Annotated in this window: 24 protein-coding genes; 21 read left to right on the top strand and 3 right to left on the bottom strand. The window is 69.8% G+C overall.

The window, feature by feature from the left end:
* Positions 1–112 precede the first annotated feature (112 nt).
* Genes ACIBL3_RS30785 through ACIBL3_RS30745 form a run of 9 tightly spaced genes read left to right on the top strand, consistent with a single transcriptional unit; the run spans position 113 to position 7344 of the window.
* A complete protein-coding gene (locus ACIBL3_RS30785) occupies positions 113–868 on the top strand; it encodes a helix-turn-helix transcriptional regulator (protein WP_396357232.1) in 756 nt (251 codons plus the stop codon).
* Positions 865–2277: a Fe-S cluster assembly protein SufB gene (gene sufB, locus ACIBL3_RS30780; RefSeq protein WP_396357231.1), complete on the top strand. Its 1413-nt coding sequence runs from the start codon at positions 865–867 to the stop codon at positions 2275–2277. Before ACIBL3_RS30785 ends, sufB begins: the two co-directional genes overlap by 4 nt.
* Positions 2277–3479 (top strand): Fe-S cluster assembly protein SufD, encoded by a 1203-nt coding sequence (gene sufD / locus ACIBL3_RS30775; RefSeq protein ID WP_396357228.1) that lies wholly within the window; start codon positions 2277–2279, stop codon positions 3477–3479. The genes sufB and sufD overlap by 1 nt, the downstream gene beginning before the upstream one ends.
* On the top strand, positions 3476–3811 hold the full coding sequence (locus tag ACIBL3_RS30770) for a non-heme iron oxygenase ferredoxin subunit (RefSeq protein ID WP_396357227.1): 336 nt from the start codon (positions 3476–3478) through the stop codon (positions 3809–3811). Before sufD ends, ACIBL3_RS30770 begins: the two co-directional genes overlap by 4 nt.
* 36 nt (positions 3812–3847) lie before the next feature.
* Positions 3848–4609, top strand: coding sequence for a Fe-S cluster assembly ATPase SufC (gene sufC / locus ACIBL3_RS30765; RefSeq protein ID WP_396357226.1), 762 nt, complete (start codon positions 3848–3850; stop codon positions 4607–4609).
* A complete protein-coding gene (locus tag ACIBL3_RS30760; protein WP_396357225.1) occupies positions 4606–5862 on the top strand; it encodes a cysteine desulfurase in 1257 nt (418 codons plus the stop codon). The genes sufC and ACIBL3_RS30760 overlap by 4 nt, the downstream gene beginning before the upstream one ends.
* 6 nt (positions 5863–5868) lie before the next feature.
* On the top strand, positions 5869–6342 hold the full coding sequence (gene sufU / locus ACIBL3_RS30755) for a Fe-S cluster assembly sulfur transfer protein SufU (protein WP_396357224.1): 474 nt from the start codon (positions 5869–5871) through the stop codon (positions 6340–6342).
* A complete protein-coding gene (locus ACIBL3_RS30750; protein WP_396357223.1) occupies positions 6335–6718 on the top strand; it encodes a metal-sulfur cluster assembly factor in 384 nt (127 codons plus the stop codon). Before sufU ends, ACIBL3_RS30750 begins: the two co-directional genes overlap by 8 nt.
* Positions 6715–7344 carry an acVLRF1 family peptidyl-tRNA hydrolase gene (locus ACIBL3_RS30745; RefSeq protein WP_396357222.1) on the top strand — a complete coding sequence of 210 codons (630 nt, stop codon included), beginning with the start codon at positions 6715–6717 and terminating at the stop codon, positions 7342–7344. The genes ACIBL3_RS30750 and ACIBL3_RS30745 overlap by 4 nt, the downstream gene beginning before the upstream one ends.
* On the opposite strand, the gene ACIBL3_RS30740 is transcribed toward ACIBL3_RS30745, so the two are convergent.
* The 3 genes from ACIBL3_RS30740 to ACIBL3_RS30730 are packed head-to-tail and all read right to left on the bottom strand — an operon-like array spanning position 7326 to position 15577.
* A complete protein-coding gene (locus ACIBL3_RS30740; protein WP_396357221.1) occupies positions 7326–7886 on the bottom strand; it encodes a hypothetical protein in 561 nt (186 codons plus the stop codon). The genes ACIBL3_RS30745 and ACIBL3_RS30740 overlap by 19 nt on opposite strands.
* 3 nt (positions 7887–7889) lie before the next feature.
* Entirely contained in the window at positions 7890–8420 is a 531-nt protein-coding gene (locus tag ACIBL3_RS30735; RefSeq protein WP_396357220.1) for a hypothetical protein, read from the bottom strand.
* 26 nt (positions 8421–8446) lie between these two features.
* A complete protein-coding gene (locus tag ACIBL3_RS30730; protein ID WP_396357219.1) occupies positions 8447–15577 on the bottom strand; it encodes a hypothetical protein in 7131 nt (2376 codons plus the stop codon).
* 152 nt (positions 15578–15729) lie between these two features.
* Here ACIBL3_RS30730 and ACIBL3_RS30725 point away from each other — a divergent pair, with 152 nt between their 5' ends.
* The 12 genes from ACIBL3_RS30725 to ACIBL3_RS30670 all read left to right on the top strand — a co-directional run bounded on the left by ACIBL3_RS30725 (position 15730) and on the right by ACIBL3_RS30670 (position 24638).
* Entirely contained in the window at positions 15730–16191 is a 462-nt protein-coding gene (locus ACIBL3_RS30725; protein WP_396357217.1) for a hypothetical protein, read from the top strand.
* 53 nt (positions 16192–16244) lie between these two features.
* A complete protein-coding gene (locus tag ACIBL3_RS30720; RefSeq protein WP_396357215.1) occupies positions 16245–16976 on the top strand; it encodes a hypothetical protein in 732 nt (243 codons plus the stop codon).
* Positions 16976–17779: a hypothetical protein gene (locus ACIBL3_RS30715; RefSeq protein WP_396357214.1), complete on the top strand. Its 804-nt coding sequence runs from the start codon at positions 16976–16978 to the stop codon at positions 17777–17779. Before ACIBL3_RS30720 ends, ACIBL3_RS30715 begins: the two co-directional genes overlap by 1 nt.
* Entirely contained in the window at positions 17776–19086 is a 1311-nt protein-coding gene (locus ACIBL3_RS30710; protein ID WP_396357213.1) for a CpaF family protein, read from the top strand. The genes ACIBL3_RS30715 and ACIBL3_RS30710 overlap by 4 nt, the downstream gene beginning before the upstream one ends.
* A gap of 9 nt (positions 19087–19095) precedes the next feature.
* Entirely contained in the window at positions 19096–19998 is a 903-nt protein-coding gene (locus tag ACIBL3_RS30705; RefSeq protein WP_396357212.1) for a type II secretion system F family protein, read from the top strand.
* On the top strand, positions 19998–20918 hold the full coding sequence (locus ACIBL3_RS30700; protein ID WP_396357210.1) for a type II secretion system F family protein: 921 nt from the start codon (positions 19998–20000) through the stop codon (positions 20916–20918). The genes ACIBL3_RS30705 and ACIBL3_RS30700 overlap by 1 nt, the downstream gene beginning before the upstream one ends.
* Before the next feature lie 116 nt (positions 20919–21034).
* Positions 21035–21253 (top strand): hypothetical protein, encoded by a 219-nt coding sequence (locus tag ACIBL3_RS30695; protein ID WP_132210455.1) that lies wholly within the window; start codon positions 21035–21037, stop codon positions 21251–21253.
* A 5-nt stretch (positions 21254–21258) separates the two neighbouring features.
* Positions 21259–21672: a TadE family protein gene (locus tag ACIBL3_RS30690; protein WP_396357208.1), complete on the top strand. Its 414-nt coding sequence runs from the start codon at positions 21259–21261 to the stop codon at positions 21670–21672.
* A 28-nt stretch (positions 21673–21700) separates the two neighbouring features.
* Positions 21701–22201, top strand: a complete 501-nt coding sequence (locus ACIBL3_RS30685; protein WP_396357206.1) for a TadE/TadG family type IV pilus assembly protein — start codon at positions 21701–21703, stop codon at positions 22199–22201.
* Positions 22191–22919 carry a TadE/TadG family type IV pilus assembly protein gene (locus ACIBL3_RS30680; RefSeq protein WP_396357205.1) on the top strand — a complete coding sequence of 243 codons (729 nt, stop codon included), beginning with the start codon at positions 22191–22193 and terminating at the stop codon, positions 22917–22919. Before ACIBL3_RS30685 ends, ACIBL3_RS30680 begins: the two co-directional genes overlap by 11 nt.
* Positions 22920–22931: 12 nt before the next feature.
* Positions 22932–23588, top strand: coding sequence for a hypothetical protein (locus ACIBL3_RS30675; protein WP_396357203.1), 657 nt, complete (start codon positions 22932–22934; stop codon positions 23586–23588).
* A gap of 108 nt (positions 23589–23696) precedes the next feature.
* Complete coding sequence (locus ACIBL3_RS30670) at positions 23697–24638, top strand: hypothetical protein (protein WP_396357202.1); 942 nt, start codon at positions 23697–23699, stop codon at positions 24636–24638.
* Positions 24639–24649 lie beyond the last annotated feature (11 nt).

Genomic DNA, 24649 nt, shown 5'->3' with positions numbered 1-24649 from the left:
AACGCCTCCGAGTGACCTCGCTCACGGTCCGGTCTCGGGCCCCGCCTGAAGCCGGAAAGCGGTTAGGGGACCCTTATTTGAAGCGCCTGGTGAATTACGCGACACTGATGTTGTGAAAACTCCTGCGACGAACGGACCGGTGCCCACGGGCGCCGCGACGCCGGCCGCGCGGGACGAGTCCACCCGGGACCGGGTCGCCCGCTCGATCCTGACCAACGGTCCGTCCAGCGCCGCGGTGCTCGCCGAGCGCCTCGAGCTGACCCCGGCGGCAGTCCGCCGGCATCTCGACCACCTGCTCGACGAGGGCCTGGTCGAGGCCCGCGAGGAGCGGATCTACGGCCCCCGCGGCCGCGGCCGCCCCGCGAAGGTCTTCGTGCTGACCGACACCGGCCGGCACGCGTTCCACCAGGCGTACGACGACCTGGCGGCCACCGCGCTGCGGTTCATCGCCGAAGCCGGCGGTGACGAGGCGGTGGCGGAGTTCGCCCGGCGCCGGGTCGCCGAGGTGGAGAAGCGGTACCGGGAGCTGGTCGACGCGGCTCCCGAGCACCAGAAGGCGGAGGTGCTCGCCCAGGCCCTCACCGCGGACGGCTATGCCGCGTCCACGGCGAAGGCCGCGCACGGCGAGCAGCTGTGCCAGCACCACTGCCCGGTCGCGCACGTGGCCGAGCAGTTCCCCCAGCTGTGCGAGGCGGAGACCGAGGTGTTCGCGCGACTCCTCGGCAAGCACGTCCAGCGGCTGGCCACCATCGCCCACGGCGACGGTGTCTGCACCACACATATTCCCGGGCGCATCCCCGGCGAACTGGCTGCACCCGATTCAACTGCCCCTGTATCCCACGGCGAATCTGCGAGGACTGCCCGATGACGCAAACCGCTCACCCCGAACTGGAAGGCCTCGGCAACTACCAGTACGGCTGGGCCGACTCCGACGCCGCCGGCGCGGTCGCCCAGCGCGGCCTGAGTGCCGATGTCGTGCGGGGCATCTCCACCCTCAAGAACGAGCCGGAGTGGATGCTCGACCTGCGGCTGAAGGGCCTGAAGCTCTTCGACCGCAAGCCGATGCCGTCGTGGGGCGCCGACCTGTCCGGGATCGACTTCGACAACATCAAGTACTTCGTCCGGTCGACCGAGAAGCAGGCCTCGAGCTGGGAAGAGCTGCCCGAGGACATCAAGAACACCTACGACAAGCTCGGCATCCCGGAGGCGGAGAAGCAGCGCCTGGTCGCCGGCGTCGCGGCGCAGTACGAGTCCGAGGTCGTCTACCACCAGATCCGCGAGGACCTGGAGGAGCAGGGCGTCATCTTCCTGGACACCGACACCGGCCTGAAGGAGCACCCGGAGATCTTCCAGGAGTACTTCGGCTCCGTCATCCCGGTCGGCGACAACAAGTTCGCCTCGCTGAACTCGGCGGTCTGGTCCGGCGGCTCGTTCATCTACGTCCCGAAGGGCGTCAAGGTGGACATCCCGCTGCAGGCCTACTTCCGGATCAACACCGAGAACATGGGCCAGTTCGAGCGGACCCTGATCATCGTCGACGAGGGCGCCTACGTGCACTACGTCGAGGGTTGTACGGCGCCGATCTACAAGTCGGACTCGCTGCACTCCGCGGTGGTCGAGATCATCGTGAAGAAGGGCGCCCGCTGCCGCTACACCACGATCCAGAACTGGTCGAACAACGTCTACAACCTGGTCACCAAGCGCGCCACCTGCGAGGAGGGCGCGACGATGGAGTGGATCGACGGCAACATCGGCTCCAAGGTGACGATGAAGTACCCGGCCGTCTACCTGATGGGCGAGCACGCCAAGGGCGAGACCCTGTCGGTCGCGTTCGCCGGCGAAGGCCAGCACCAGGACGCCGGCTCCAAGATGGTGCACAACGCGCCGTACACCTCCAGCTCGATCGTGTCGAAGTCGGTGGCCCGCGGCGGCGGCCGGACGTCGTACCGGGGCCTGGTCGAGGTGGCGCCGGGGTCGCACCACAGCAAGTCCACGGTGCGCTGTGACGCGCTGCTGGTCGACACCATCAGCCGCTCGGACACCTACCCGTACGTCGACGTCCGCGAGGACGACGTGGCGATGGGGCACGAGGCGACCGTGTCCAAGGTCAGCGACGACCAGCTCTTCTACCTGATGAGCCGGGGCATGGCCGAGGACGAGGCGATGGCGATGATCGTCCGCGGCTTCATCGAGCCGATCGCTCGCGAGCTCCCGATGGAGTACGCGCTGGAACTGAACCGACTGATCGAGCTGCAGATGGAAGGGGCCGTCGGCTGATGTCGTCCTCCGAGACCCTGGTTGCCACCGGCAACCGGGCGCACTCCCACGGACCGGGCTCCCCGGTCCCGCTCCAGGCGCGGAGCGAGCGGCCGACGTCGTACGACGTCGCCGACTTCCCGGTGCCGAACGGGCGCGAGGAGGAGTGGCGCTTCACCCCGGTCAAGCAGCTCAAGGCACTGTTCGAGGACGCGGCCGGCGCGGAGACCCCGAAGGTCGACGCGACCGGCCCGGACGGCGTCGTGATCGAGGCCGTCGCCGCCGACTCCCTCAAGGTCGGGACGCCGCAGGACCGCTCGGCCGCCGTCGCGTGGAACCACGCGCCCGAGGCGCTGGCGGTGCGGATCCCGAAGGAGGCCGAGCTGACCGAGCCGGTGCACGTGAACGTCGCGAGCCTCGGCGCCCGCGGTTTCGCGCACCTGATCGTCGACGCCGGCCGGCACAGCAAGTCGATCGTGATCATCGACCACACCGGCGCCGGTGAGCTCGCCGTGAACGTCGAGATCGTCGCCGGCGACGGCGCCGACCTGCGGGTCGTGGCGATCCAGCAGGGCGACCACGAGTCGGTCCACCTGGCTCAGCACGACGCGCTGATCGGCCGGGACGCCCGGCTGCACCACGTCGCGGTCACCCTCGGCGGCAAGGTCGTCCGGATCGCGACCAACGTCCGGTACGCCGGTCCCGGCGGCGACGCCGAGCTGGTCGGGGTGTACTTCGCCGAGACCGGCCAGCACCACGAGCACCGGCTGTTCGTCGACCACGAGGCGACCCACTGCAAGAGCAACGTGCTCTACAAGGGCGCGCTGGCCGGCGACAACGCGCGCTCGGTGTGGATCGGCGACGTACTGATCCGGGCCGCGGCCGAGGGCACCGACACCTTCGAGCTGAACCGGAACCTGGTGCTCACCGACGGCGCCCGCGCCGACTCGGTGCCGAACCTGGAGATCGAGACCGGCGAGATCGAGGGCGCCGGACACGCGTCCGCGACCGGCCGGTTCGACGACGAGCAACTGTTCTACCTGCAGGCCCGCGGCATCCCCGAGGACGCGGCCCGGCGGCTGGTGGTGGCCGGCTTCTTCAACGACATCATCGGCAAGATCGGCGTCCCAGAGGTCGCCGACCACCTGCACGACGTGATCGAGGAGAAGCTCGCCCGCACCGCAGAACTCAGCGACGCTGCCAAGGCGGTCGTCGGACAGTGAGCGACACCTTCGAGCGCGCGTGCGCCGCTGCCGACGTACCCGACGAGGGAGTGATCCCGGTCGAGGTCGGTGGCGTCGAGGTCGCGGTCGTGAAGAGCGACGGACAGTTCTTCGCGGTGCGGGACGAGTGCTCGCACGCGCAGATCCAGCTGTCCGAGGGTGACGTCGGCGAGTGCGAGATCGAGTGCTGGCTGCACGGCTCCCGCTTCGACCTGCGCACCGGCGAGCCGACCAGCCTGCCCGCGTACGACCCGGTGCCGATCTACCCGGTCCGGCTCGACGGCGACGACGTACTCGTCGATGTCAAGAACCCCCTGAACAGCGCCAGTTGATGGCATCCCTGTAAACGACGGAGATAGAAGACTTTCATGGCGACACTCGAGATCCGCGACCTGCACGTGTCGGTCGACACCGAGGCCGGCCCCAAGCAGATCCTGCGCGGCGTCGACCTGACCATCGCCGGTGGTCAGACGCACGCGATCATGGGCCCGAACGGTTCCGGCAAGTCCACGCTGGCGTACTCGATCGCCGGCCACCCGAAGTACAACATCACCTCCGGTACGGTGACGCTGGACGGCGAAGACGTGCTCGACATGAAGGTCGACGAGCGCGCCCGGGCCGGCCTGTTCCTGGCCATGCAGTACCCGGTCGAGGTGCCCGGTGTGTCGGTGGCGAACTTCCTGCGGACCGCGAAGACCGCGATCGACGGCGAGGCCCCGAAGCTGCGCACCTGGGTCAAGGACGTGAACACGGCGCTGGCCGACCTGGAGATGGACCCCGAGTTCGCCCAGCGCAACGTCAACGAGGGCTTCTCCGGCGGTGAGAAGAAGCGGCACGAGATCGTCCAGCTGGAGTTGCTGAACCCGAAGATCGCGATCCTCGACGAGACCGACTCCGGCCTCGACATCGACGCGCTGCGGATCGTCTCCACCGGCGTCAACCGGTTCTCCGAGCAGGGCGACAAGGGCGTCCTGCTGATCACGCACTACACGCGGATCCTGCGCTACATCAAGCCGGACTTCGTGCACGTGTTCGTCGACGGCCGGATCGCCGAGGAGGGCGGCCCGGAGCTGGCCGAGGAGCTCGAGGCGAACGGGTACGAGCGGTTCGTGAAGGCAGGCGCGAAGTGACCGACGCCCGGACATTCAGCAGTCCCCTGGACCTGCAGTCGGTCCGGGCGGACTTCCCCATCCTCAGCCGCGAGCTCGCGAACGGGTTCCCGCTGGTCTACCTGGACTCGGCCAACTCCTCGCAGAAGCCGCGCCAGGTTGTTCAGGCGATCGAGGACCACTACCTCAAGCACAACGCCAACGTGGCCCGGGCGATGCACCAGCTCGGCGCCGAGGCGACCGCGGCGTACGAGGCCGGCCGGGACAAGGTCGCGGCCTTCCTCGGCGCTCCGTCGCGAGACGAGATCGTCTTCACCAAGAACGCCTCCGAGGCGCTCAACCTGGCCGCACACACGCTCGGCGCGTCGCTGAAGCCGGGCGACGTCGTCGTGATCTCCGAGATGGAGCACCACAGCAACATCGTGCCGTGGCAGCTGGCCTGTGAGCGGACCGGCGCGACGCTGAAGTGGTTCGGCGTCACCGAAGAAGGCCGGCTCGATCTGAGCAACGTCGACGAGCTGATCACCGAGAACACCAAGGTCGTCGCGCTGACCTGGGTCTCGAACGCGCTCGGCACGATCAACCCGATCACCGACGTCGCCGCCAAGGCGCACGCGGTTGGCGCGACCGTCGTCGTGGACGCTTCGCAGGCGGTGCCGCAGTTCCCGGTCGATGTCTCGACGCTCGGCGCGGACCTGCTGGTCTTCACCGGTCACAAGGTGGTCGGCCCGACCGGCATCGGCGTGCTCTGGGGCCGCTACGACCTGCTCGCCTCGTTGCCGCCGTTCCTCGGTGGTGGCGAGATGATCGAGGTCGTGCGGATGACGGGCTCGACGTACGCCGCGCCACCGGCTCGCTTCGAGGCTGGTACGCCGCCGATCGCGCAGGCGGTCGGTCTCGGTGCGGCGGTGGACTACTTGTCCGGGATCGGCATGGACAAGATCGCCGCCCACGAGCGCGCGATCGTCGAGTACGCCCTGGAAGGCCTGAAGACCGTTCCGGGGCTGACCATCCTCGGGCCGACCAACGCGACCGACCACGGTGGCGCGATCAGCTTCGAGCTGGACGGTGTCCACCCGCACGACGTGGCGACCGTGCTGGACACCCGCGGGATCGCGGTTCGGGCCGGGCACCACTGTGCGCGGCCGGTGCACGAGCGGTTCGGCGTACAGTCCTCGACGCGGGCGTCCTTCTACCTCTACACGACCCCGGAGGAGGTCGAGGCCCTGGTCGACGGCCTCGGTTTCGTCCGGTCCTTCTTCAAGGTGGCCTGACCGCATATGCAGCTGGACTCGCTGTACCAGGAGATCATCCTGGACCACTACCGCAGCCCGCACCACGCGGGCCTGGCGGAGCCGTACGACGTGGAGGTGCACCACGTGAACCCGTCCTGCGGGGACGAGGTCACGCTCCGGGTCGAGCTCGACGGCGACACGGTGACCGGCGTGACGCACGAGAGCGTCGGCTGCTCGATCAGCCAGGCCGCGACCTCGGTGATGACCGACCTGGTGATCGGCAAGCCGGTCGCCGAGGGGATGGCGACGTACGAGAAGTTCCTCGAGCTCATGCAGGGCCGGGGGAATGTCGAACCGGACGAAGAGGTTCTGGAGGATGGCGTCGCGTTCGCCGGCGTCGCGCAGTTCCCGGCCCGGGTGAAGTGTGCGCTGCTGGGCTGGTCGGCCTGGCGGGACGCCACCGCACAGGCCCTGGCCCGCACCGACGCGCAGCAAGAAGGAGTGAGCAGCAATGGCTGACCAGACCGACGAGAAGATCGAGCTGCCCGAGGTCGACCTGACAGCGGCAGCTCAGCCCAGCACCGAACCGGCCAAGGTCGAGGACGTGAACGAGGCGCTCAAGGATGTCGTCGACCCCGAGCTCGGCATCAACGTGGTCGACCTGGGCCTGATCTACGGCATCACCGTGGACGACACCAGTACGGCGATCATCGACATGACGCTGACGTCGGCGGCGTGCCCGCTGACCGACGTGATCGAGGACCAGACCCGGATGGCGCTGGACGGCCTGGTCAACGACTTCCGGATCAACTGGGTCTGGATGCCGCCGTGGGGCCCGGAGAAGATCACCGACGACGGCCGCGACCAGCTTCGCGCCCTCGGCTTCAACGTGTGACACGAGTCGTCTGGGTGGCGCCGGAGCGGCTGGACAGGTGGCTGGCCGGCTTCGGTGACCGCCACGGCGCGACGTCGTACGACGTGACCGCTGAGACGGTCACGGTGTCGGCGGAGGACGGGGCGGTCGCTGTCGTGACCGTCCCGTTCGAGCCGTTGGGAGAGCTGTCGAAGGACGGCCTCCTGGCTCATGTGCTGATCGAGCGACGGCTCGGTGTGCTCCTGGTACGGCGCGGAGGCTACGGCGTCGGCGTGTTTGCCGGGGGCAAGCTGATCGACTCGAAGGTCGGCTCGCGGCATGTGCAGGGGACGACGAAGGCCGGTGGGTGGTCGCAGCAGCGGTATGCGCGGCGACGCGACAACCAAGCGCGTGAAGCGTTTGCGGCCGCGACCGAGGTCGCCGTACGGATCCTGGCCCCGGCGCGGCTCGACGCGTTGGTGTGTGGGGGAGACCGGCGGGCCGTCGATACCGTGCTAGAGGATCCGCGGTTGAAGGATCTGGTGAGCCTGGTCCGGCCGCCGTTCCTCGGCGTACCGGATCCCAAGCAGAAGGTCCTCGAGCAGGCCGGCGCGGACGCCCGCGCGCTCCGGATCGAGCTCACCGACCCTCAGGATCTGTCGCCGTAGAGTGCCCTGAAGTCCTGCAGGGTGCCGCGGTAGTACTCGAGGTCGTCGGTGAGTTTGGCCCGGGTCACGAGCTCCGGGTTCTGCGCGCGGGACTGGCGGCCGAACTCGGACCACACGCCCGCGTCCGGCACCACGTCGGCGCCGTCCGGCAGGAACTTGATCGCCTCGGCGACGGCGTCCGCGGCGAACTCCCAGTTCAGCTCGACGGTGTTCCGGTCCTGGTCCGGTCCACCGGTGTAGGCCATGTCCGCCTCGAGCGCCCGGCGGGCGTACGTCGCTGCCACCACGGCCCACTGCGCCGCGTCGACGAGTTGCGAGACGCCCAGCCCGAAGCGGGCGCCGATCGTCCGGGCCGCGTCCTCCGAGGCGTACGAGATCTCGATGTCACCGGCCGAGGACGCGAGCGTCCAGGCCTGCTCGCCCTCGGCCAGGTTCTCTCCCGGGACGATCGGGTCGGGCTCGGTGGCCGGCGTGGCCGGGTCGGCGGCCGTCGCCAGACTCACGTACACCTGCGCCTCGGCCAGCGTCCTTGCGGTCAGCATCGGTTATCTCGCTCCTGTCTCTCGGCCCCGCTCGCGGTAGGTGTCCCGAGCCGCCAGCAGCCGCTCCAGCCGGAACCGGTCCGGCCCGGCGTCCCAGAGGGCCCGGCCTTGCGGCGTCCAGAACTCGTCCTCGGGTACGGCGTCCTGCCCGGTCGGCACGAACTTGATCACCTCGTCGACCGCGGCCACGGCGACGGCCAGCACCTTACCGGCCTCACGCGGATCGGTGGGGACGTCGGCGGTGGCCCGGTCGGCCACGTCCAGCCACTGCCCCGGATCCAGCAGCTCCGACGGTTCCGGACCGCCGAACGTCGGCCACCCCGCCACCCGGGTCTCGCGGGCCGGCAGACCGAACAGGTACTGCCGCTCGACGTCGCAGCCGGGACAGATCCCCGCGTAGCTGACCGCCAGCTCACCTTCCACGTCGGCCAGCCCGTCCTCCCACTGCGTGTCGATCGAACCGCAGTTGGGACAAGGATGCAGCTCCAGGTAGAGGTACGCCTCGTCCCTGGTCCGCGCCACTGCGAACGCCATACCGGCCCCCTCCTCGTATTGCGTCGTCACGGGCCCGCCATGGACGGCCCGCTCGTCGTCGGGGTGATCGTCCGGCTGGTGGCCGCGCCACCGACGGTCGGTCGCCGGCCGAGATTGGCCTGCGGTGTCACCTGGCGTGCCGTCCGGCTGTAGTCGAGGCCCTTCAGCATCGCCGTCGGCACGCCGTTCTGCTCGAGCGCGTCGGCGACCTTGGTGCTGAAGTTGCTCCCCGGCTCGGTGGTGTTGAACAGCTCCCGCAGATCGACCCGCGGGCGCTCCTCACCGGACGGGTGCGGACTCTCGGCCATCTGCACCAGCCGCCGGTCCAGGCTGGAGAAGGCGGCCGCGAAGCCGCCGTCGTTGACACCGGAGAGGACGACGCGGAGACCGCGCTCGTCCTGGACCGGGACGGCCTGGTAGAGCCGCTCCTGGCCGCCGGCCTCCTGCACGGCCAGCACCACGGGGGTGCGGTCGGCCATGGCCTTGTCGATTGCTGCCAGCAACGGCTGGTACGGCTGGTACGTCCGCCGGCCCGACGCGTCTTCGCCGTACTCCGTTGCGCGCAGGTCCGGTTTCCCGAGTTTCTCCGGCACCGCCTGCAGTTGCACGCCGTCCAGGGAGAGGTCGCCGCTGGACTCCATCTGCTGAAGGATGCTGAGGTACTCGTGGTACAGCATCCGCACGTAGAACTCGGCGCGCGCGGCGTCCCGCAGGTGCGTGCTGTCCTTGGTGGTCGGGGTGCCGCGCCCGGTGTCCGTCTGCTGGTTGATCGTGATGTCGTACGTGACCGGGAACCGGACGTCGACGAGGTCGCCGCTGCGGGTCGCGATGGTCTCGAGCCGGGTCCCCACCGCGTCGGAGGACTGCTTCTTGACCTGCTCGCCGACCGAGGCGGTCATCGAGACGACGCCGCCGTTGAAGCCTCCGGTGACCGTGGCCGGGGTGACCTGGTTGCCGGCGGTCGAGCTCTGCACCTTGTGCTGGTACCGCCGGACGATGCCCGACTGGCCCGGTACGCCGGAAGTCAGCAGCTCGATGCCGACCGGCCGGGCGTTGATCTGGACGCCGATCGTCGTCCGGCCGTTGCCGCGTCCCATCAGCGGCTCCAGCTTGAGACCGCCCGGGCTGGTCAGCTGCTCGAACTTGGCCTCCAGCGCCATCGGCAGCAACTGGGTGCCGATCGCCACTTCGTGTTCGGCCACGCCGGCGACCCCCAGCACACCGGGCCGGGACAGGTGCTCGGTCAACCTGTTGTAGAGCTCGTCGGTAGCGACCGCGCCCTCGCGGTACGGCAGCATGGCCGAGACCTGCGCGCCCTCGGGCATCTCGAACGCACGGTGCTCGGGGCTGAACTCCCCGGTGGCCTGCTCGGCGCCGGCGGTCGGGGCTTCGCCGATCAGGCCGCGCGGAACGAAGGACGTCAGCACGCCGCGCATCTCGCGAGGCTGCGCGGTCGTGGTCAGCTCGGCAGGAGTCGTCCGAGTGAGCCGCCACCGCGCGCTCGACATCGCCGCCGCTCCGGCGTTGTGCACGCGCTTGACCTCGGTGGTGAAGACCACCTGCCGGGTCACCGGTGTCGGTTCGAGATCGCCGGTGCGGTGCAAGGTGGTGTTCTGCTTGCTGTCGCCCTCCGAGACCTGCCGGATCCGGTCGGCGCTGACTCCGCCCGACACCGACTGCCCGTCGCTGCCCTCGCTCTTCAGCTCCACGCCGCCGGAGTAGGCGGTGTTGCGCCCGATCGCCTGATCGAGGCTCTCGTAGCCGTACTTCTGGTCGAAGTAGACGGCCTCGACCTTCGTCAGACCGGGCGTGCCGTCGACCAGGATGTCGCCCTCGAAGTGAGCCTTGACGGTGACGAGCAGCAGATCGGGGTGATCCTGCCCTTCGACCGGGATCTCGATCGGGGGAGCGGTGTAGCCGCGCGGCCCGAGCATGTTCACCAGGTGACCTTTGAACGCGTCCTTGGCGAAAGTGGCCTCGAGCGCCGGCGCGAGCAGTTGGTCGCCGGCCAGCCGTCCGGGTGCGATCTCCTCGACCTGCTCGCGGATCTGGGGAAGCAGGTCGACGTCCCGCCGCTCCGGTCCCTCTGCCTTGAGCTCGTAGGGCTGGCTCGAGCCGAGCGTGGCCCGGAACGAGTTGGGCAGGCCGACGGCCCGCTGCTCCCCGGCCACCTGCTCGGTCCGGGCCAGGCTGTCGGCCAGGCGCTCCGCAGGTGTCGGGGCGGTGGATGCCGGTTGCTGGCCGTGCCCGAGCAACTTCCGGGTCAGCCGCTCGTCGGTGTGCTCCGCGGCCAGGCCCGTCGTGACACCGGCCTTCTCCTGCTTGTAGCGGCGAACGAAGGCGGCCGCGGTCCGCGGACTCATCTCGACCCGGTTGGTCAGGTACCGCTCGGCCACGTCGGCTGCGATCGGCTGCGGCAGGTCGAACTCATCCCGCCCGTACAGCTCCAGGGCGGTGTACTCCGGCATCGCCTTCTGGACCAGCGCGTCCTGCAGCGGCACGGTCTGCACGACCTTGCCGTCTTGCATCACGTCGGCCACCAGCCGGTGCCGCTCGAGGAGCTCGTAATGCACGCCGGTGTTGATCAGCAACCGCTCGTCGCCCGACGTCTGACTCGTGCCGGTGGACTGCGACCGGCCCGCGACTCGGCCGACGCTCACCATGCCGCTCATCGTCGACGGGTCGCCGGCTTCCGCAGCCGGCCCGCCGCCGCCTTCGAGCCCGACGCCGCCCGAGGTCGAACTGCCGGAGGTGAAGCCGGTGTCGATCATGGTGAAGTTGATGTCACCGGTGACCTGCTGGTTCATCGCCGCGAACGTCTGGCTGACCGGCTCGCTGCGGATCACGATCTTGTAGCTCTGCGGCAGCAGCGTCCGGTCTGCCACCGCCTGCGCCGGGTTCGCGGGTGCCGGCGTGATCACCAGCGGCAGCTCGTACCGGCCGTCGGTGATCCATTCCTTGTTGGAGAGCATGGCCTCCGGGGACAGCGCTGCGTGCAGTTGCGCGAAGCCGACGGTGTCCGCGCGGATGGCCTCGACCGCCGAGTACAGCCGGTCGGCCGGGTTGCCGGCGTCCATCGCGACCGGAATCGACCGGCTGACGGCCTCGGGGTGCGGTGGCTTCGGGTCGGTCTCGAACACCGGCTCCTCGGCCTGGGCCAGCGTGCTGTCGTAGGCCACGGACATCGTGCCGCGGACGTCGGCGAGCGGCTCGGACTCCCCGTCCGGGGTGATCTCGGTGAAGGTGATCCGGATGCTCTGGTCGAGGTTGTCGACCGGAGCGGTGCTCTCGTGCAGCGTGACCCGGTTGATCCGGCTGCCCACCGTCTGGCTGAAGGACCGCGCCAGCGCGTTGCGGCTCAGCTTCAGGCCCAGCCGGCCCAGGAAGCCCGGCTGTCCCTCCGCCGGTCCGTCGCTGGCCCCGATGCCGGCGGAGACCGGAACGGATCTCGAACGGCCGAGCATCGCCTGGATCGCCCGGGAGCTGATGCCGAGCCGGGTCACCGTCCTGGCCGGGTTGCTGCCCGCGGGCTTGACGTCGTCGAAGTCCTGCGTGGTCGACAGCCGGAACAAGCGGTCCAGCGGCGCGTGGCCGGTGCGGTGGTCGACGAGCTGAACCAGCAGGCCGGACTGGCAGGCCGAGTTCATCCCGGCCACGATCCGGTGGTCGGCGATGGCATCGACCACGCGGTCGTAGTTCACCTGTTGACCGGCCCGCCGCCGGTCGGACGGCGAATCGTCCGGGAGCGGCTGGAAGTCGTCGTCGAGCGGGGGCACCAGGCCCAGCTCGCTGAGCTTGGTCAGCGCCTGCCGCCGGGCCTCGTCGACGCCGGTGAGCCCGTCGGGCAGCGCCTTGCCCGTGCCGCGCATCTGGTTCTCGCCGGTGCCGTGCCACGGCGGCAGGGTCTGCGGACCGGTGGGCGGCTCGGGGTCGCCGACCAGGAGCGCGCGCCCGTGCTGGTCGAGCCGGATCTCGCCGTCGTCGTCCCGCAGTACGTTGTCCTTGCCGGCCGGCGCGCCGGCCCGCAGCAGCCGGTTGGCCGTCAGCCGCAGCTTCGCGTTGCAGGTGTCGGAGACGACCACCGGCTCGGCGTACGGATCATCGATCTTGCGCAGTGTCGCGGTGACCTTGAGGTCGACCAGGACACCTTGGGTCGGCGACATGTCGCGGTCGACCACCGGCGTGATCGCCGTCGTACTGAGGTTCATCCCGCCCTGGCGGGAGACGTTGCGGCCGGCCGAGACGTTCGGCGACAGGTCCACGGTGCTCGAGCCCACGTCGGACAGCGCCGTCGGGCTCGGCAGGTACGCCGGAACGGGCTGGGCGGGATCGAGCGGCGTGCCCGGATAGGCGACCGACGCCGAGCCGGACAGCGAGGTCCCCGAGGCCCGGCTCGCGTTGACACCGGCGAAGTCGACCTCGACCTTCTCCTGGCCCAGCTCTCCGCTGCACGCACCGACCAGCTTGGCGGTGGCCCAGACCGGCTCGACCTCGAGCGTGAGCCGGTACGCCGACTCGCCGCCGACCTGGATGGTCTGGCTCAGGCCACCGGGCTTCGCGAACTCGCCGAGCAACCGGTACGGGTCCTCGGTGACCCGCCCGAGGAGCTGCTCGTACCCGATCCGGTCGATCGGGTACGACTTCTCCTGGGCCTCGGCGACCAGCCGGTCGTTGAGGTCGTGCAGACCGGTGATCCGGTTGACCGTGTGCCGTGGGAATACGGGGTCGAGGTCGGCCGCGCGGCCGAGCTGTTCCAGCGTCACGGTCTCGGCCTGCGCCTGGACCGTGTACGGGCTCGGAACCCAGGTCAGCTGCTCGCCGGCGCTGACCGTCGTGACCTCCGACCACGGCTCGGTCGGCGAGTTCCGGACCTGGATCTCGTACTCACCGGTCCAGCTGTACGGCAGCGACTCACCCTTGTGTACGTCGACCCAGCCGAGCTGACCGTGGGCGCTCGCACCGGCGGTCTCGGCGAGCGACTTCCCGGTGGCGGCGTCGACGCGCGGCGCGACCACCTGCGAGGCCTCCTGGATGACGGATCCCGGCGGTGCGGCGGCCATGAACGGCTGCAGGTTGACGCCGAAGGAGACGTTCCTCGCGTGGGTGTTGGTGATGGCGTTGTTGTGGCCGCCCTCGCCGAGAGTGGCGGACATCTGCTCCGCCATGTCGTAGTCGAGGCCGGTCCGCTCGCGCAGGTCCTTGGCCTTCACCCGGACCCGGACCTGGGCGACCTTGCTGACGTCGTCGTCGGGCGCGCCGACGACGTTGAAGACCATGCCGTCGGAGAAGAGCTTGCGGTACTGGGCGCCCGGGACCGGGAGCGGACCGCTGCCGGTGATCTGCTGGTCGCTCTGGTTCGCCAGCAGCGCCGCGTTGATCGCCTCGACCGGCAGGTCCAGGTGCTGGTCGGTCGGCACCCCGGTCGCGAGATGGTCGACCGGCAGAGCCGCACTCAGGCTCGCCTGGTAGTCGTCCGTCCTGGCCGCAGCCTCGCGCGCCAGCTCGGCGATCTGCTCTGGCGAGTGGTCCGGGTCGTCGATGCGGGCGAGCAGGGCCTGGTAGCCGGCCAAGGCCTCGCCTGCGTCGTTCGCCGCCCGCTGGTAGGCATGCGCCATCTCGGTGTGGCGGCGTGCCTTGGCGAAGGCGGCGGTCGCGTCGGCCCGCAGCTTGCGGGCTCGCTCCGGTGCACCGCGGTCCTTGAGCAGATCCTCGGCCACGGCGAGGTCGACTTTGCTGGTCGCTTGATCGGCAGTCGCGGCCGCACTGTCGACCTTGGTGTCAGCCTGGTGCTGCAGGTCTGCGGTGGCGGCTTCCAGCTCGGCGATCTGGTCGACGACCTGCTGTCGCAGATGCTCGGGCGTGTTCGCTTCGGGGTTGGCCGCTGCGACAGCTCGCTCGGCGGCGATGCCCTCGACGGCAGCGCTGGGGGAGTAGATCGAGTCCTGAGCCCAGGGCAGGGTCGGCATGATGCCGCTGCGCCACCAGATTGCGCCGGCCTGGAGGCGGATGTCGCGTTCGAGGTCCGCAACACTGCGCGGTCCGCTCGGCTGACCGTTCGCGACGGTCTCGGCCTGGGCCTGCTCCCAGTCCCGGGACAGCTGCTGGTAGGCGGCATAGTCCTCGTTGAGCCGCTGCTCGCGCCGCTCCGAGCCGAGCATCGAACGCACCCGGCCGAGGATGCTGCGGGGTCGCTCAGCCTGCTCCGCCTGCATCTGCTGCGTCATCCGGCTGAGCTGACGGACCCAGATCTGCCGGTACTGGTGATCCGGCACCCACGGCGCGATCCGCAGTACGTGCGGGTCGTTCGCCGTACCGGATCGGAGCGTGCCCTGCGCTGCCAGGCCGCGGGCGGTCGGGAGGATCTCGACGCGGACATGCTGCGGTACGTCGCGAGTCGTGAGCGTCATCGTGGCCAACCGGGACTGTCGGCTCACGGCCGGCCGGCTGGTCACGGACGAACCCAGGTCGGCCTCTCCCAGCTGAGTCAACGCCGCCAGCGCGGCCAGCTCGCTCTGCTGAGGATCTGCCGTGGCCGTGCGGCCCCTGGGGTCCAGAGCGGTCCCTCGGACCACCCGAGTGTCGCTTCGCCGGTGGCTGACACCGACCGGGTTCCGGTGGCGACCGGTGCGCGGCCGCGCCGGGGTCGGCGTTCCGAGCTGGGCGGCGTTGCGGTTGATCTCCTGGGCCGCCGAGACGATCGCGGTAGCTACCGGGACCCTGGTCTCGCCAGGCATCGCGGCGAGCCGTGCGGCCGCTTCGCTCGACTCCCGGGCGGCAAGGCGCAGGGTCAGGCGGAGCATCGCCACACCCTCGGCGTGGCGCGATTGGTTCAGTCCGGGGGTGTTGAGCAACCGGTCGAGCGCATCGGTGGCGCCCGCCTCGGTCGACTCGCCGCGGACGCGCGCGATCTCCGAGCCGAGTACGGCGACGGCCTCGGCGAGCAGCCGGTCGTCGCCGGCACGGTCTGCGGCACGCTGGCCGAGCCGCGTTTCCAGCCCCCGGACCACCTCGGCCGGCAGCACGTCGCGCCGGCTGGTCAGCCAGATCCGGCCGTCACGCAGCGGCACGGCTGACGGCACGACGATGCCCAACGCGGTTCCGAGGGTCGCGCGAGCGCGACCCACCGGATCCGGGGCGGTGACACCAGGCGTCGTCAAGACGACCCACCCCTCCCGATCGCGACTCGGTGACCACCAGTTGTCACCGAGCCTCTGGTCCCGGACGTTAGCAAACTTTCGGTTACTGGCCAGCCACTCAAATCACCCGAACAGTTAACGATTTACGCCTGCCACGTCCCTACGATCGTCACATGACCGACCGGTTGGGAGTGTCCGGGTGGAGTGTCTCCGAGGCACGGAGCGTGGTGGCGCAGCTGCGTCACGTGGCCGATCCGGGTCCGGAGTACGACGCTGTCGAGTTGTTCCTCGCTCTGTGTGACTACCTCGACCAGCTCCACGGTTCCCCCGGATTTGACCGGGTCCTGCCGGAGGCCGAGCGGTCCGAGCTGGCTGCTGTCGTACGGCGGGTCCGGGGGAATGGCGCCGTACCGGACGAGGACGGGGAGCGGTTGGTGCAGCCGGTCAACTCGGCCGTCACGCTCGCGGAGGGACGAGTGCTGGCGACGCAGTTGGAGACGGCCGACGGGTGGCAGCGCGAGCTCGGGTTGGCGCTGCAGGGACTGTTTAGCTATCTAGACCAGTTGTACGGCGCGCCGGGGGCGTTCACCGAGTTGCTGACGTCGGCGGAGCGGGACCGGGTCGCGAGCGGGTAACGGCACCGGTCTGGTGGCATGAATGGCACCTCGCTGCCATTACGGTAGGGCGCGTGAGTCTCTCGTCCTCCACGCGTACTTCCTCCCAAGGCACCCGCGGAGCGGGCAGATCGGCGGGCAGTGGTACAAATCGCCTGCCGAGCAGCAGGGAACGCCGCCCCGCCCTGGCCGCCCTTGCCGTCATCCTGATCCTGCTCGGCGCCGCCGGGTCGGCGCTGATCGCCGTCAACAGCGGCAACCGGTCCGACTTCGTCGCGATCTCCGCCGACAAGCTCGCGCCGGGTCACAAGCTGGACCGCAAGGACCTGGCGCGCGGCGACCTGGCCGGCGCGACCGGCGCGCTGATCCCGTGGTCGGAGGCCGACGACTACATCGGCCAGTACACGACCACCTGGCTCTACAAGGACCAGTTCGTCACGAAGTCCAACTTCACCAGGACCAAGCCGATCCCGAGCGGTGGCGCCCTGGTCGGCGTCACCCTCGAGGGCGGCCGGGCGCCGTCCGAAGGGATCGGGGTCGGCGACATCGTGTCGGTGATCCGGGTGCCGACCGCGAACCAGGACAGCCAGCAGGCCGCGCCGCTGGTCACCGCGGCCGAGGTGACCGCCAGCTCGGGTGGTATCGCGGACTCGAAGAACAACGCGAACACGCTCAACGTGACCATCCTCGTCCCGACCGAGAAGGCGACCGCCGTCGCGGCAGCCGCGGCGGCCAAGACCCTGGTGCTGACCGTGCTCAATCCGGGGTCCAAGCCCGAGGTCTCCCGCACCGACGGAGACGGTTGATGGCACTGGTGGCACTGGCGAGCGCGAAGGGCTCGCCCGGGGTGACGACTGCCAGCCTCGTCTTCGGCGCGCTCTGGCCGCGGCAGGTGCTGCTGGCCGAGTGCGACCCGGCCGGCAGCGACGTGGCGATCCGGATGACCGCACCGGGTGGCGCCCCGCTCAACTCGGACCGCGGTCTGGTCAGCCTGGCCGCGGCCAGCCGCAAGGGCCTCAGCGACGAGGTGATCCTGGCGCACAGCCAGCAGCTCGACGGTGGTCTCGACGTCATGCTCGGCGTCCGTTCACCCGAGCAGGTGGGTGGCATGGGCGGTCTGTGGCATCCGCTCGGCATCTCGTTCAACCAGATGCAGAACGGCGACGTGCTGGCCGACTGTGGGCGCATCGGCGCCTCGTCCCCGCAGCTGCCTGTCGTGCAGTCCGCCCGCCTGGTCGTCCTCGTCTGTACGGCGACCGGCTCGTCGGTGGCCCACCTCCGTGAGCGGTTGTCGTCCCTGGTGCACCACGTCGACGCACAGCTCGGTGTGGTCGTGGTGGCCGACCCGAAGCAGCGCGACGGCGTCAAGCAGGTGTGGACCGTGCTCGACGCGATGTCCGTGCCGGTGCGGCACCGTTGGCACCTGGCCTACGACCCGGCCGGTGCGGCGTTCTTCGACGGCCGCGGCCACGGCCGTCTGGACAAGACCCAGCTGATCCGCTCCGCGACCGACATCACCGCGGAGATGGCGGCCATCGTCGCAGCGCCGCCGCCGCAGGACTTCGACATGGCCAACGCCGCGTTCCCACCGCAAGGTGATTGGCGATGAGCGCCGACCAGGAGTTGGTTCGCAAGCTGCGGGTGCAGGTCGCCGAGCGGCTGAACGAACAACGTCGGCGCGACCAGGTGAACGGCGTACCGCCGATGAGCGCCGAGGACGAGCGGGAGTACGCGCGCTCGCTGATCGTCCAGGTGCTCGAGGACCACGCCCGCTACGAACTGGCCGAGGGCCGGACGCCGCCCACGCCCGACGACGACGCGCAGATCGCCGGCGCGATCCACTCGGCGCTGTTCGGGGTCGGCCGGCTGCAGCCGCTGATCGACGACCCCGACGTCGAGAACATCGACATCAACGGCTGCGACCAGGTCTTCGTCCAGTACGGCGACGGTCGCGAGGAGAACCCGGGTCCGGTCGCCGAGACCGACGAGGAACTGGTCGAGCTGATCCAGGTCCTGGCCGCGCACGCGGGCCTCACCAGCCGGCCGTTCGACTCGGCCAACCCGCAGCTCGACCTGCGCCTGCCCGACGGCTCCCGGTTGTCCGCGGTCATGGGCGTCACCGCGCGCCCGGCGGTGTCGATCCGGCGCGCCCGCCTGGGCCGGGTGTTCCTCAAGGACCTGGTGGCCAACGGCACCATGTCCGAGGACGTCGGCTCCTTCCTGCGGGCCGCGGTCGCGGCGCGCAAGAACATCATGATCGCCGGCGCGACGAACTCCGGGAAGACGACGCTGCTGCGCGCGCTGGCCAACGAGATCCAGGCGCACGAGCGGCTGATCACCGTGGAGCGCTCGCTCGAGCTCGGCCTGGGCGAGTTCAAGGACCTGCACCCGAACGTGGTCGCGTTCGAGGAGCGGCTGCCGAACTCCGAGGGCGTCGGCCAGGTCAGCATGGCCGACCTGGTCCGCCGGTCGCTGCGGATGAACCCGTCCCGGGTCATCGTCGGCGAGGTGCTCGGCGACGAGATCGTCACCATGCTGAACGCGATGAGCCAGGGCAACGACGGTTCGCTGTCGACGATCCACTCGAACAGCTCGATGGAGGTGTTCAACCGGATCAGCACCTACGCGATCCAGGCGATGGAACGGCTGCCGATGGACGCCACCCAGATGCTGATCGCCGGCGCGCTCGACTTCGTCGTGTTCGTCCGCAAGCACAACGACTACCAGCGCGGCGGCGGCCTCAGCCGGTACGTCGAGAGCATCCGCGAGGTGACCGGCTGGGACGGCCGGGTGCTGTCCGGCGAGGTGTTCGCCCCGGGTCGCGACGGGCGGGCGGCCGCGCACGCGCCGATCGCGTGCATGGACGAGCTCGAGTACTTCGGGTACCAGCCGCTCGTGCATGGAACGTGGGCGTGAGGTGAGGCGATGAACGACCGGACCCTGCTCGCCCTGCTCTGCGGAGCGGTGGTCGGCGGCGCGTTCCTGCTGCTGATCGTCGCCATCCGCGGCACCGAGCCCAAGGACGAGACCCCGTCGCTGTTCCGCCGCGGCACCGGCGTCGAGGGACGGAAGCACCTGATCCGCCTCGGCACCGGGATCGGCGTCGGCCTGGTCGTCCTGGTGGTGACGCGCTGGCTCGTGCTCGCCGTCGCGCTCGGACTGCTGGCTGCGATGGCCGACCGGTTCTTCGGCGGCACCGGCGAGGAACGCCGGGCGATCGAACGGCTGGAGGCGCTGGCCACCTGGACCGAGGCGCTGCGCGACACCATCGCCGGCGCGGTCGGCCTGGAGCAGGCGATCCCCGCGACCGCGGTGAACGCCGCCCCGGCGATCAAGCCCGGCCTGAACCTGCTGGTCGACCGGCTGCGGATCCGCGAACCGTTGCCCTCGGCACTGATGCGGTTCGCCGACGACCTGAACGATCCGTCCGCCGACCTGATCGTCGCCGCCCTGGTGCTGAACGCCCGGCTGCGCGGTCCCGGTCTGCGCGAGGTGCTGACCGCGCTGGCCGACTCGGCCCGCGAGGAGCTCGACGTACGGCGCAAGGTCGCGGCCGAACGGCGGTCGACCCGGCGCTCGGTCCAGGTCGTGGTCGCGATCACGCTGCTGGTCGCGGCCGCGCTGGTCCTGTTCAACCCGACGTACGTCGCGCCGTACACCAGCTTCATCGGCCAGTTCGTGCTGTTCATCGTGATCGCGCTGTACGCGCTCGGGCTGGTCTGGCTGCGCAAGCTGGCCAAGATCGAGGTCCCGGAGCGGTTCCTGATCGGCAGTGCCGACAAGCGGGCCAAGCGGGCCGGCGACGACCGGATGGAGGTGGTGGGCTGATGACGTGGGCCTTCGTCACCGGTGGCCTGGTCGGCCTCGGGGCGTACCTGCTGGTGCGGATGTTCATCAAGCCGTCCGCGAACGTGCTGTCCACGATCGCCCGGATCGACGCCGGGCGGACCGGGTACGGCGCAGGCGCGACCCAGAGCGCGGCCGGGGAGCGGGTGCTCGGCGGTCTCGACCGGGCCCGGGAGTCGCTCGGCCGCCGGCTCGAGTTCGAGGCGAACGCGCGCGGCTGGGCTTTCGGCCGGCTGCGCCGCGACCTCGCGGTGATGAACCAGCCGTTCGCCGCGATGCTCGCGACCAAGGTGTTCTTCGCGCTCGGCGCGATGATCTTCATCCCGATCGTGCTTTTCCTGTTCGCGATGCTCGGCCTCACCGCGCCCGGCGCGACGCCGGCCATCGTCACGCTGGGCGCGATGGCGTTCGCGTTCTTCCTGCCCGACCTGGCGTTGCGGCAGGAGGCGGAGGCGCGGCGGCGCGACTTCCGGCACGTGGTCGGCAGCTTCCTCGACCTGGTCGCGATGAACCTGGCCGGCGGCCGCGGTCTGCCCGAGGCGCTGATGACCGCCTCCACCATCGGCGACCACTGGGCGATGGCCAGGATCCGGCAGGCGCTGGCGAACGCGCGGCTGATCGGCATCACGCCCTGGGACGCGATGGCCCGGCTGGGCGAGGACCTCGGCGTCGAGGAACTGCGTGACCTCGCCTCGGCGCTCGCCTTGGCCGGTGACGAAGGCGCGAAGATCCGGGCCTCCCTGCTGGCCCGGGCCGCGTCGCTGCGCCGCAAGGAGCTCGCCGACGTGGAGGGCAAGGCGGGCGAGCGGTCCCAGTCGATGCTGGTCGCCCAGCTCGTCATGTGTGCGGCGTTCATGTTGTTCCTAGGATTCCCCGCCGGGATCGCGATCCTGGGGAACTGAAGTGGGTAAGGGGGTGTCTTCCAAGACACCCTCTCAGGGATCCATCGGCGGAAACCGTCCGTCGTACAGGGCATACTGAGGCCCGCACTGGGCCTCATGATCGGGAAGGAATCCGGATGAACTCGGAACTGCAGTTCTGGCGCGCGATGGCCGGCTACGCGGTGGCGCGGGCCCACACCCAACGGGCCCGGGCTCGGCAGGGACGGACCCAGCTCGGCGCGTCGGCGCTGGAGTGGGCCATCATCTCGGCCATCCTGGTCGCCGCCGCCCTGGCGATCGGCCTGGTGGTTCGCCGGGTCATCGACAAGCGCACCGGCGAGATCGAGAACGGCTGATCCTGGTGCACCGGCGGCGGTCGGAGGGAGGTGCGACCTCTCTCGAACTGGCGATCCTGGCGCCGATGATCCTGGCGCTGATCTTCATGTCGATCCAGACCGCGCTCTGGCTGTACGGGCGGTCGGTCGCGCTGAACGCTGCCCAGGAAGGGGTCTCGCGACTGCGCCTGGTCCAGCCGCCGGTCTACAACGAGGGTGTCGGCGAGCAGATCCGCGGCGACATCAAGGCGTACGCGCAGCAGCTCGGCGGGACCACTTTGCAGAACGCCGACGTCGAGCCGCCGTCGTACAACAATCCCGAGGGCATGGTGTCGTTCACCGTGACCGGAGACACCGTCTCGCTGGTGCCGGGCCTGAAGCTGCACGTCGAGCGCACCGCGACCGGTCCGATCGAGCAATTCGAAGCTGATGACAAGTAACGACGACAAGTAGCAGATGAGTGAGGACATGACACGGAAGCTGGGGACCCGTCGTCCGCCCCGGCATGCCCGGCCGACGGTGCGGTACATCCGCTCGGGAGGACGGCACCGCAAGCCCACGGAGCAGGGCACGATGGCGCTCGAGCTGGCTGTGCTGGCGCCGATCCTGCTGATCCTGTTCATGTTCCTGCTCGCCTGCGGCCGGTACTTCCAGACCTCCTCGCTGCTGGAGAGCGCGGCCCGCGACGGCGCCCGCTCGGCCAGCCAGGCGCGCTCCCTGAGCGAGGCCCAGGGGTACGTCGACGACGCGGTGAACCGGACGATGGGCCAGGCGTTCAAGTCCTGCAAGGAGACCGCGAGCGGCACCATCACCACCGAGTTCGCCGCCGGCACGCCGCTGTCGGTCGAGGTCACCTGCACGATCGACTACCGCGACCTCGGCCTGCTCGGGATCGGTGGCGACACCACGATCACGAAGCGGTTCAGCTCCTCGGTCGACCCGTACCGCGGGGTGCGCGATGGCTCGTGACCGCCGGTCCCGGGTGGCGGACTTCTTCCGGATCGATGCCCCGGGCAACCGGCGGCGGACGGTCGGCCGCGGTGCGCTGAGCCCGGCGGTGGCGATCCTGGCGGTGATGATCTTCACCCTGGCAGGCCTGGTGATCGACGGCGGCCGTCAGCTCGGCGCCCGCTCCCGCGCGGTCGGTTACGCCCAGGAGGCGGCCCGTGTCGGCGCCGCGAGCATCCAGCTGAACTCCGCCGAGGCGAAGATCGACACGGCCAAGGCGGCGACCGCGATCGCCGGGTTCTGTGCGCAGGTGTCGTCCAACGACCCGGCCGTGACGTCCTGCGGGCCGACCAAGCTGACCGACGAGCAGGTCGAGATCCGGGTTGCCCTGGACAACAAGACGACGTTCCTCGGGCTGATCGGGAAGACCAGCCTCAAGGCCAGCGGCATCGGCACCGCCCACGCCGAGCAGGGCATCAAGAAGGCCGACGACAGCCCGACGATCCCGCCGATCGCCGTCCAGACCTCGCCCGACGACCCGGGAGCTCCGATCAGCACCGCGGTGCCGCCGACGCTCGACCTGCCGTGCCCGTCCTGGACGATCGGCTCGCCGACGCCGACGTGGACCCTGGAGCCGCTGCCGTTCCCGTCGACCTGTACGCCGAGCATCACGCCGACTCCGGACCCGGAGAGCCCACAGCCGTCGACCACGCCGCCCACCAGCCCGCCGACCAGCTAAGGAATGCCAACAGTGCGAAGCCTCGCCCTTCCCGCAGCCGTCCTGGCCGGCGTGCTCTTGCTGTCCGGCTGCGGCGGCAGTAACGAGAACGACGGCGGCCGCCCGGTCCCGGTCGACGGCGCCGGCGGCGACTCGAGCACGACCACGTCGAGCACTCCGACCGCCGGAGCGACGACGCCGACCACTGCGCCGTCGGTGCCGGCGAGCACGACCGCCACGACCGCGCCGCGCAAGACGCAGGTGTTCGTCGTTCCCGGGAACTACAAGTCGAACCCCGCCGTCCAAGGCCTCGTGCAGAGCTACCCGCTGTACTTCCAGGCGCTCGTCGCCCGCGACGACAGCATCCTGAGGAAGTCGTTCCCTTCGTTCTGGTACGCCGACACGTCGCAGGCCATCGTCGATGCCAAGCGCAACGGGTGGGTGATGCGTCCACCGGGCAGCGTGGTCGTCCTCGGCGTTCAGAGCCAGTCCGACGGCACGGTGCGGGTGAAGGCGTGCCGATCGCAGACCACGCAGTACTGGGACCCGAAGGCGAAGCAGTGGGCAGTGGTCGCGCCCGGCGGCTCGCCGGAGGTCATCGACATGATCAAGACCGGCCTGGGCTGGCTGCCGTACCGGCTGGCTCCGTCCAGCGGTGTCAAGTGTTCGCGAGTGAACTATCCGGCTTAGACCAGAACGGGAAATCGCACATTCCGAAAAGGTGACGAGGCACTGAGCAACGGGCATGATGCCCCTGGTCGAAGATAATCTGCGCCTAGACGAATCTGGGGAGTGAGGATGCGCAACCGAGTGGGCCGTGGACTGGTGGTCCTGGGTGCCGTGCTCGCACTGCTGATGGCCGTCCCCGCCACGACGGCCGCCGCCGACACGATTCACAGCGGCAACCGGGTCTGCAGCATGTATGTCAACTCGATCGGCTTCGGCGCGTACTGCAGCTCCGGCAAGTACTACATCCCGGGCGAGGGACCGCCGCCGCAGACCTGGCGGCAGAAGCTCAACGGCCGGCCGTTCATCCCGTGCCGCGACTTCGAGATCCCCGACGGGATCCGGCTGCCGCAGGCGCCCGACGGCAAGACCTGGGTCATGCGGATCACGATCACCGACTACGACCTGAACACCTACAACGGTGGCGACAACGCGCATCTGGAACGCGCGTACATCCCGGTGAACGACGCGGAGCGCGCGCAGTGCCCGTACCCGGACTACATGGAACAGTTCTGGTTCCGCTTCGAAAGCCAGTACCCGCCGCCCGTGCTGCAGGTCAAGCCGACGTTCACGCCCCGGGTCAACGTGCCGGCCTACTTCTCGCTCACTGCCGACAGCGCGATGGTGCTGAACAACGACATCAGCAAGACCACCGACCTCGACAGCGGGTTCTTCGATCCCACCCACAACCTGACCATGCGGGGGATGGTGGTGGCGATGAAGGTCGATCCGGGTGACGGGTCGACGCCGATCGACTGCCAGATGGGCATGACGCCGATCGACGACGCCGACGGGTACGACGAGACCAAGGACCCGTACAACCAGATGAGCACCTGCAAGCACGTCTACGAGCGGTCCAGCGCGACCCAGCCGGACGGCATGTACACGGTGAAGCTGACCATCACCTGGGAGGTCTCGTACTGGGTCGGTCAGCGCTGGGAGGCGATCGGGCGCGCCAACGTGAACGCGGTGCAGCGGTTGCCGGTGCAGGAAGTGCAGGCCATTGGTGGCTGATGGTGGGGGTA

The organism is Kribbella sp. NPDC050124 (assembly GCF_044460355.1).
In the GTDB taxonomy this organism is placed as follows: domain Bacteria; phylum Actinomycetota; class Actinomycetes; order Propionibacteriales; family Kribbellaceae; genus Kribbella.
This window is presented reverse-complemented; position numbering and strand designations above follow the sequence as displayed.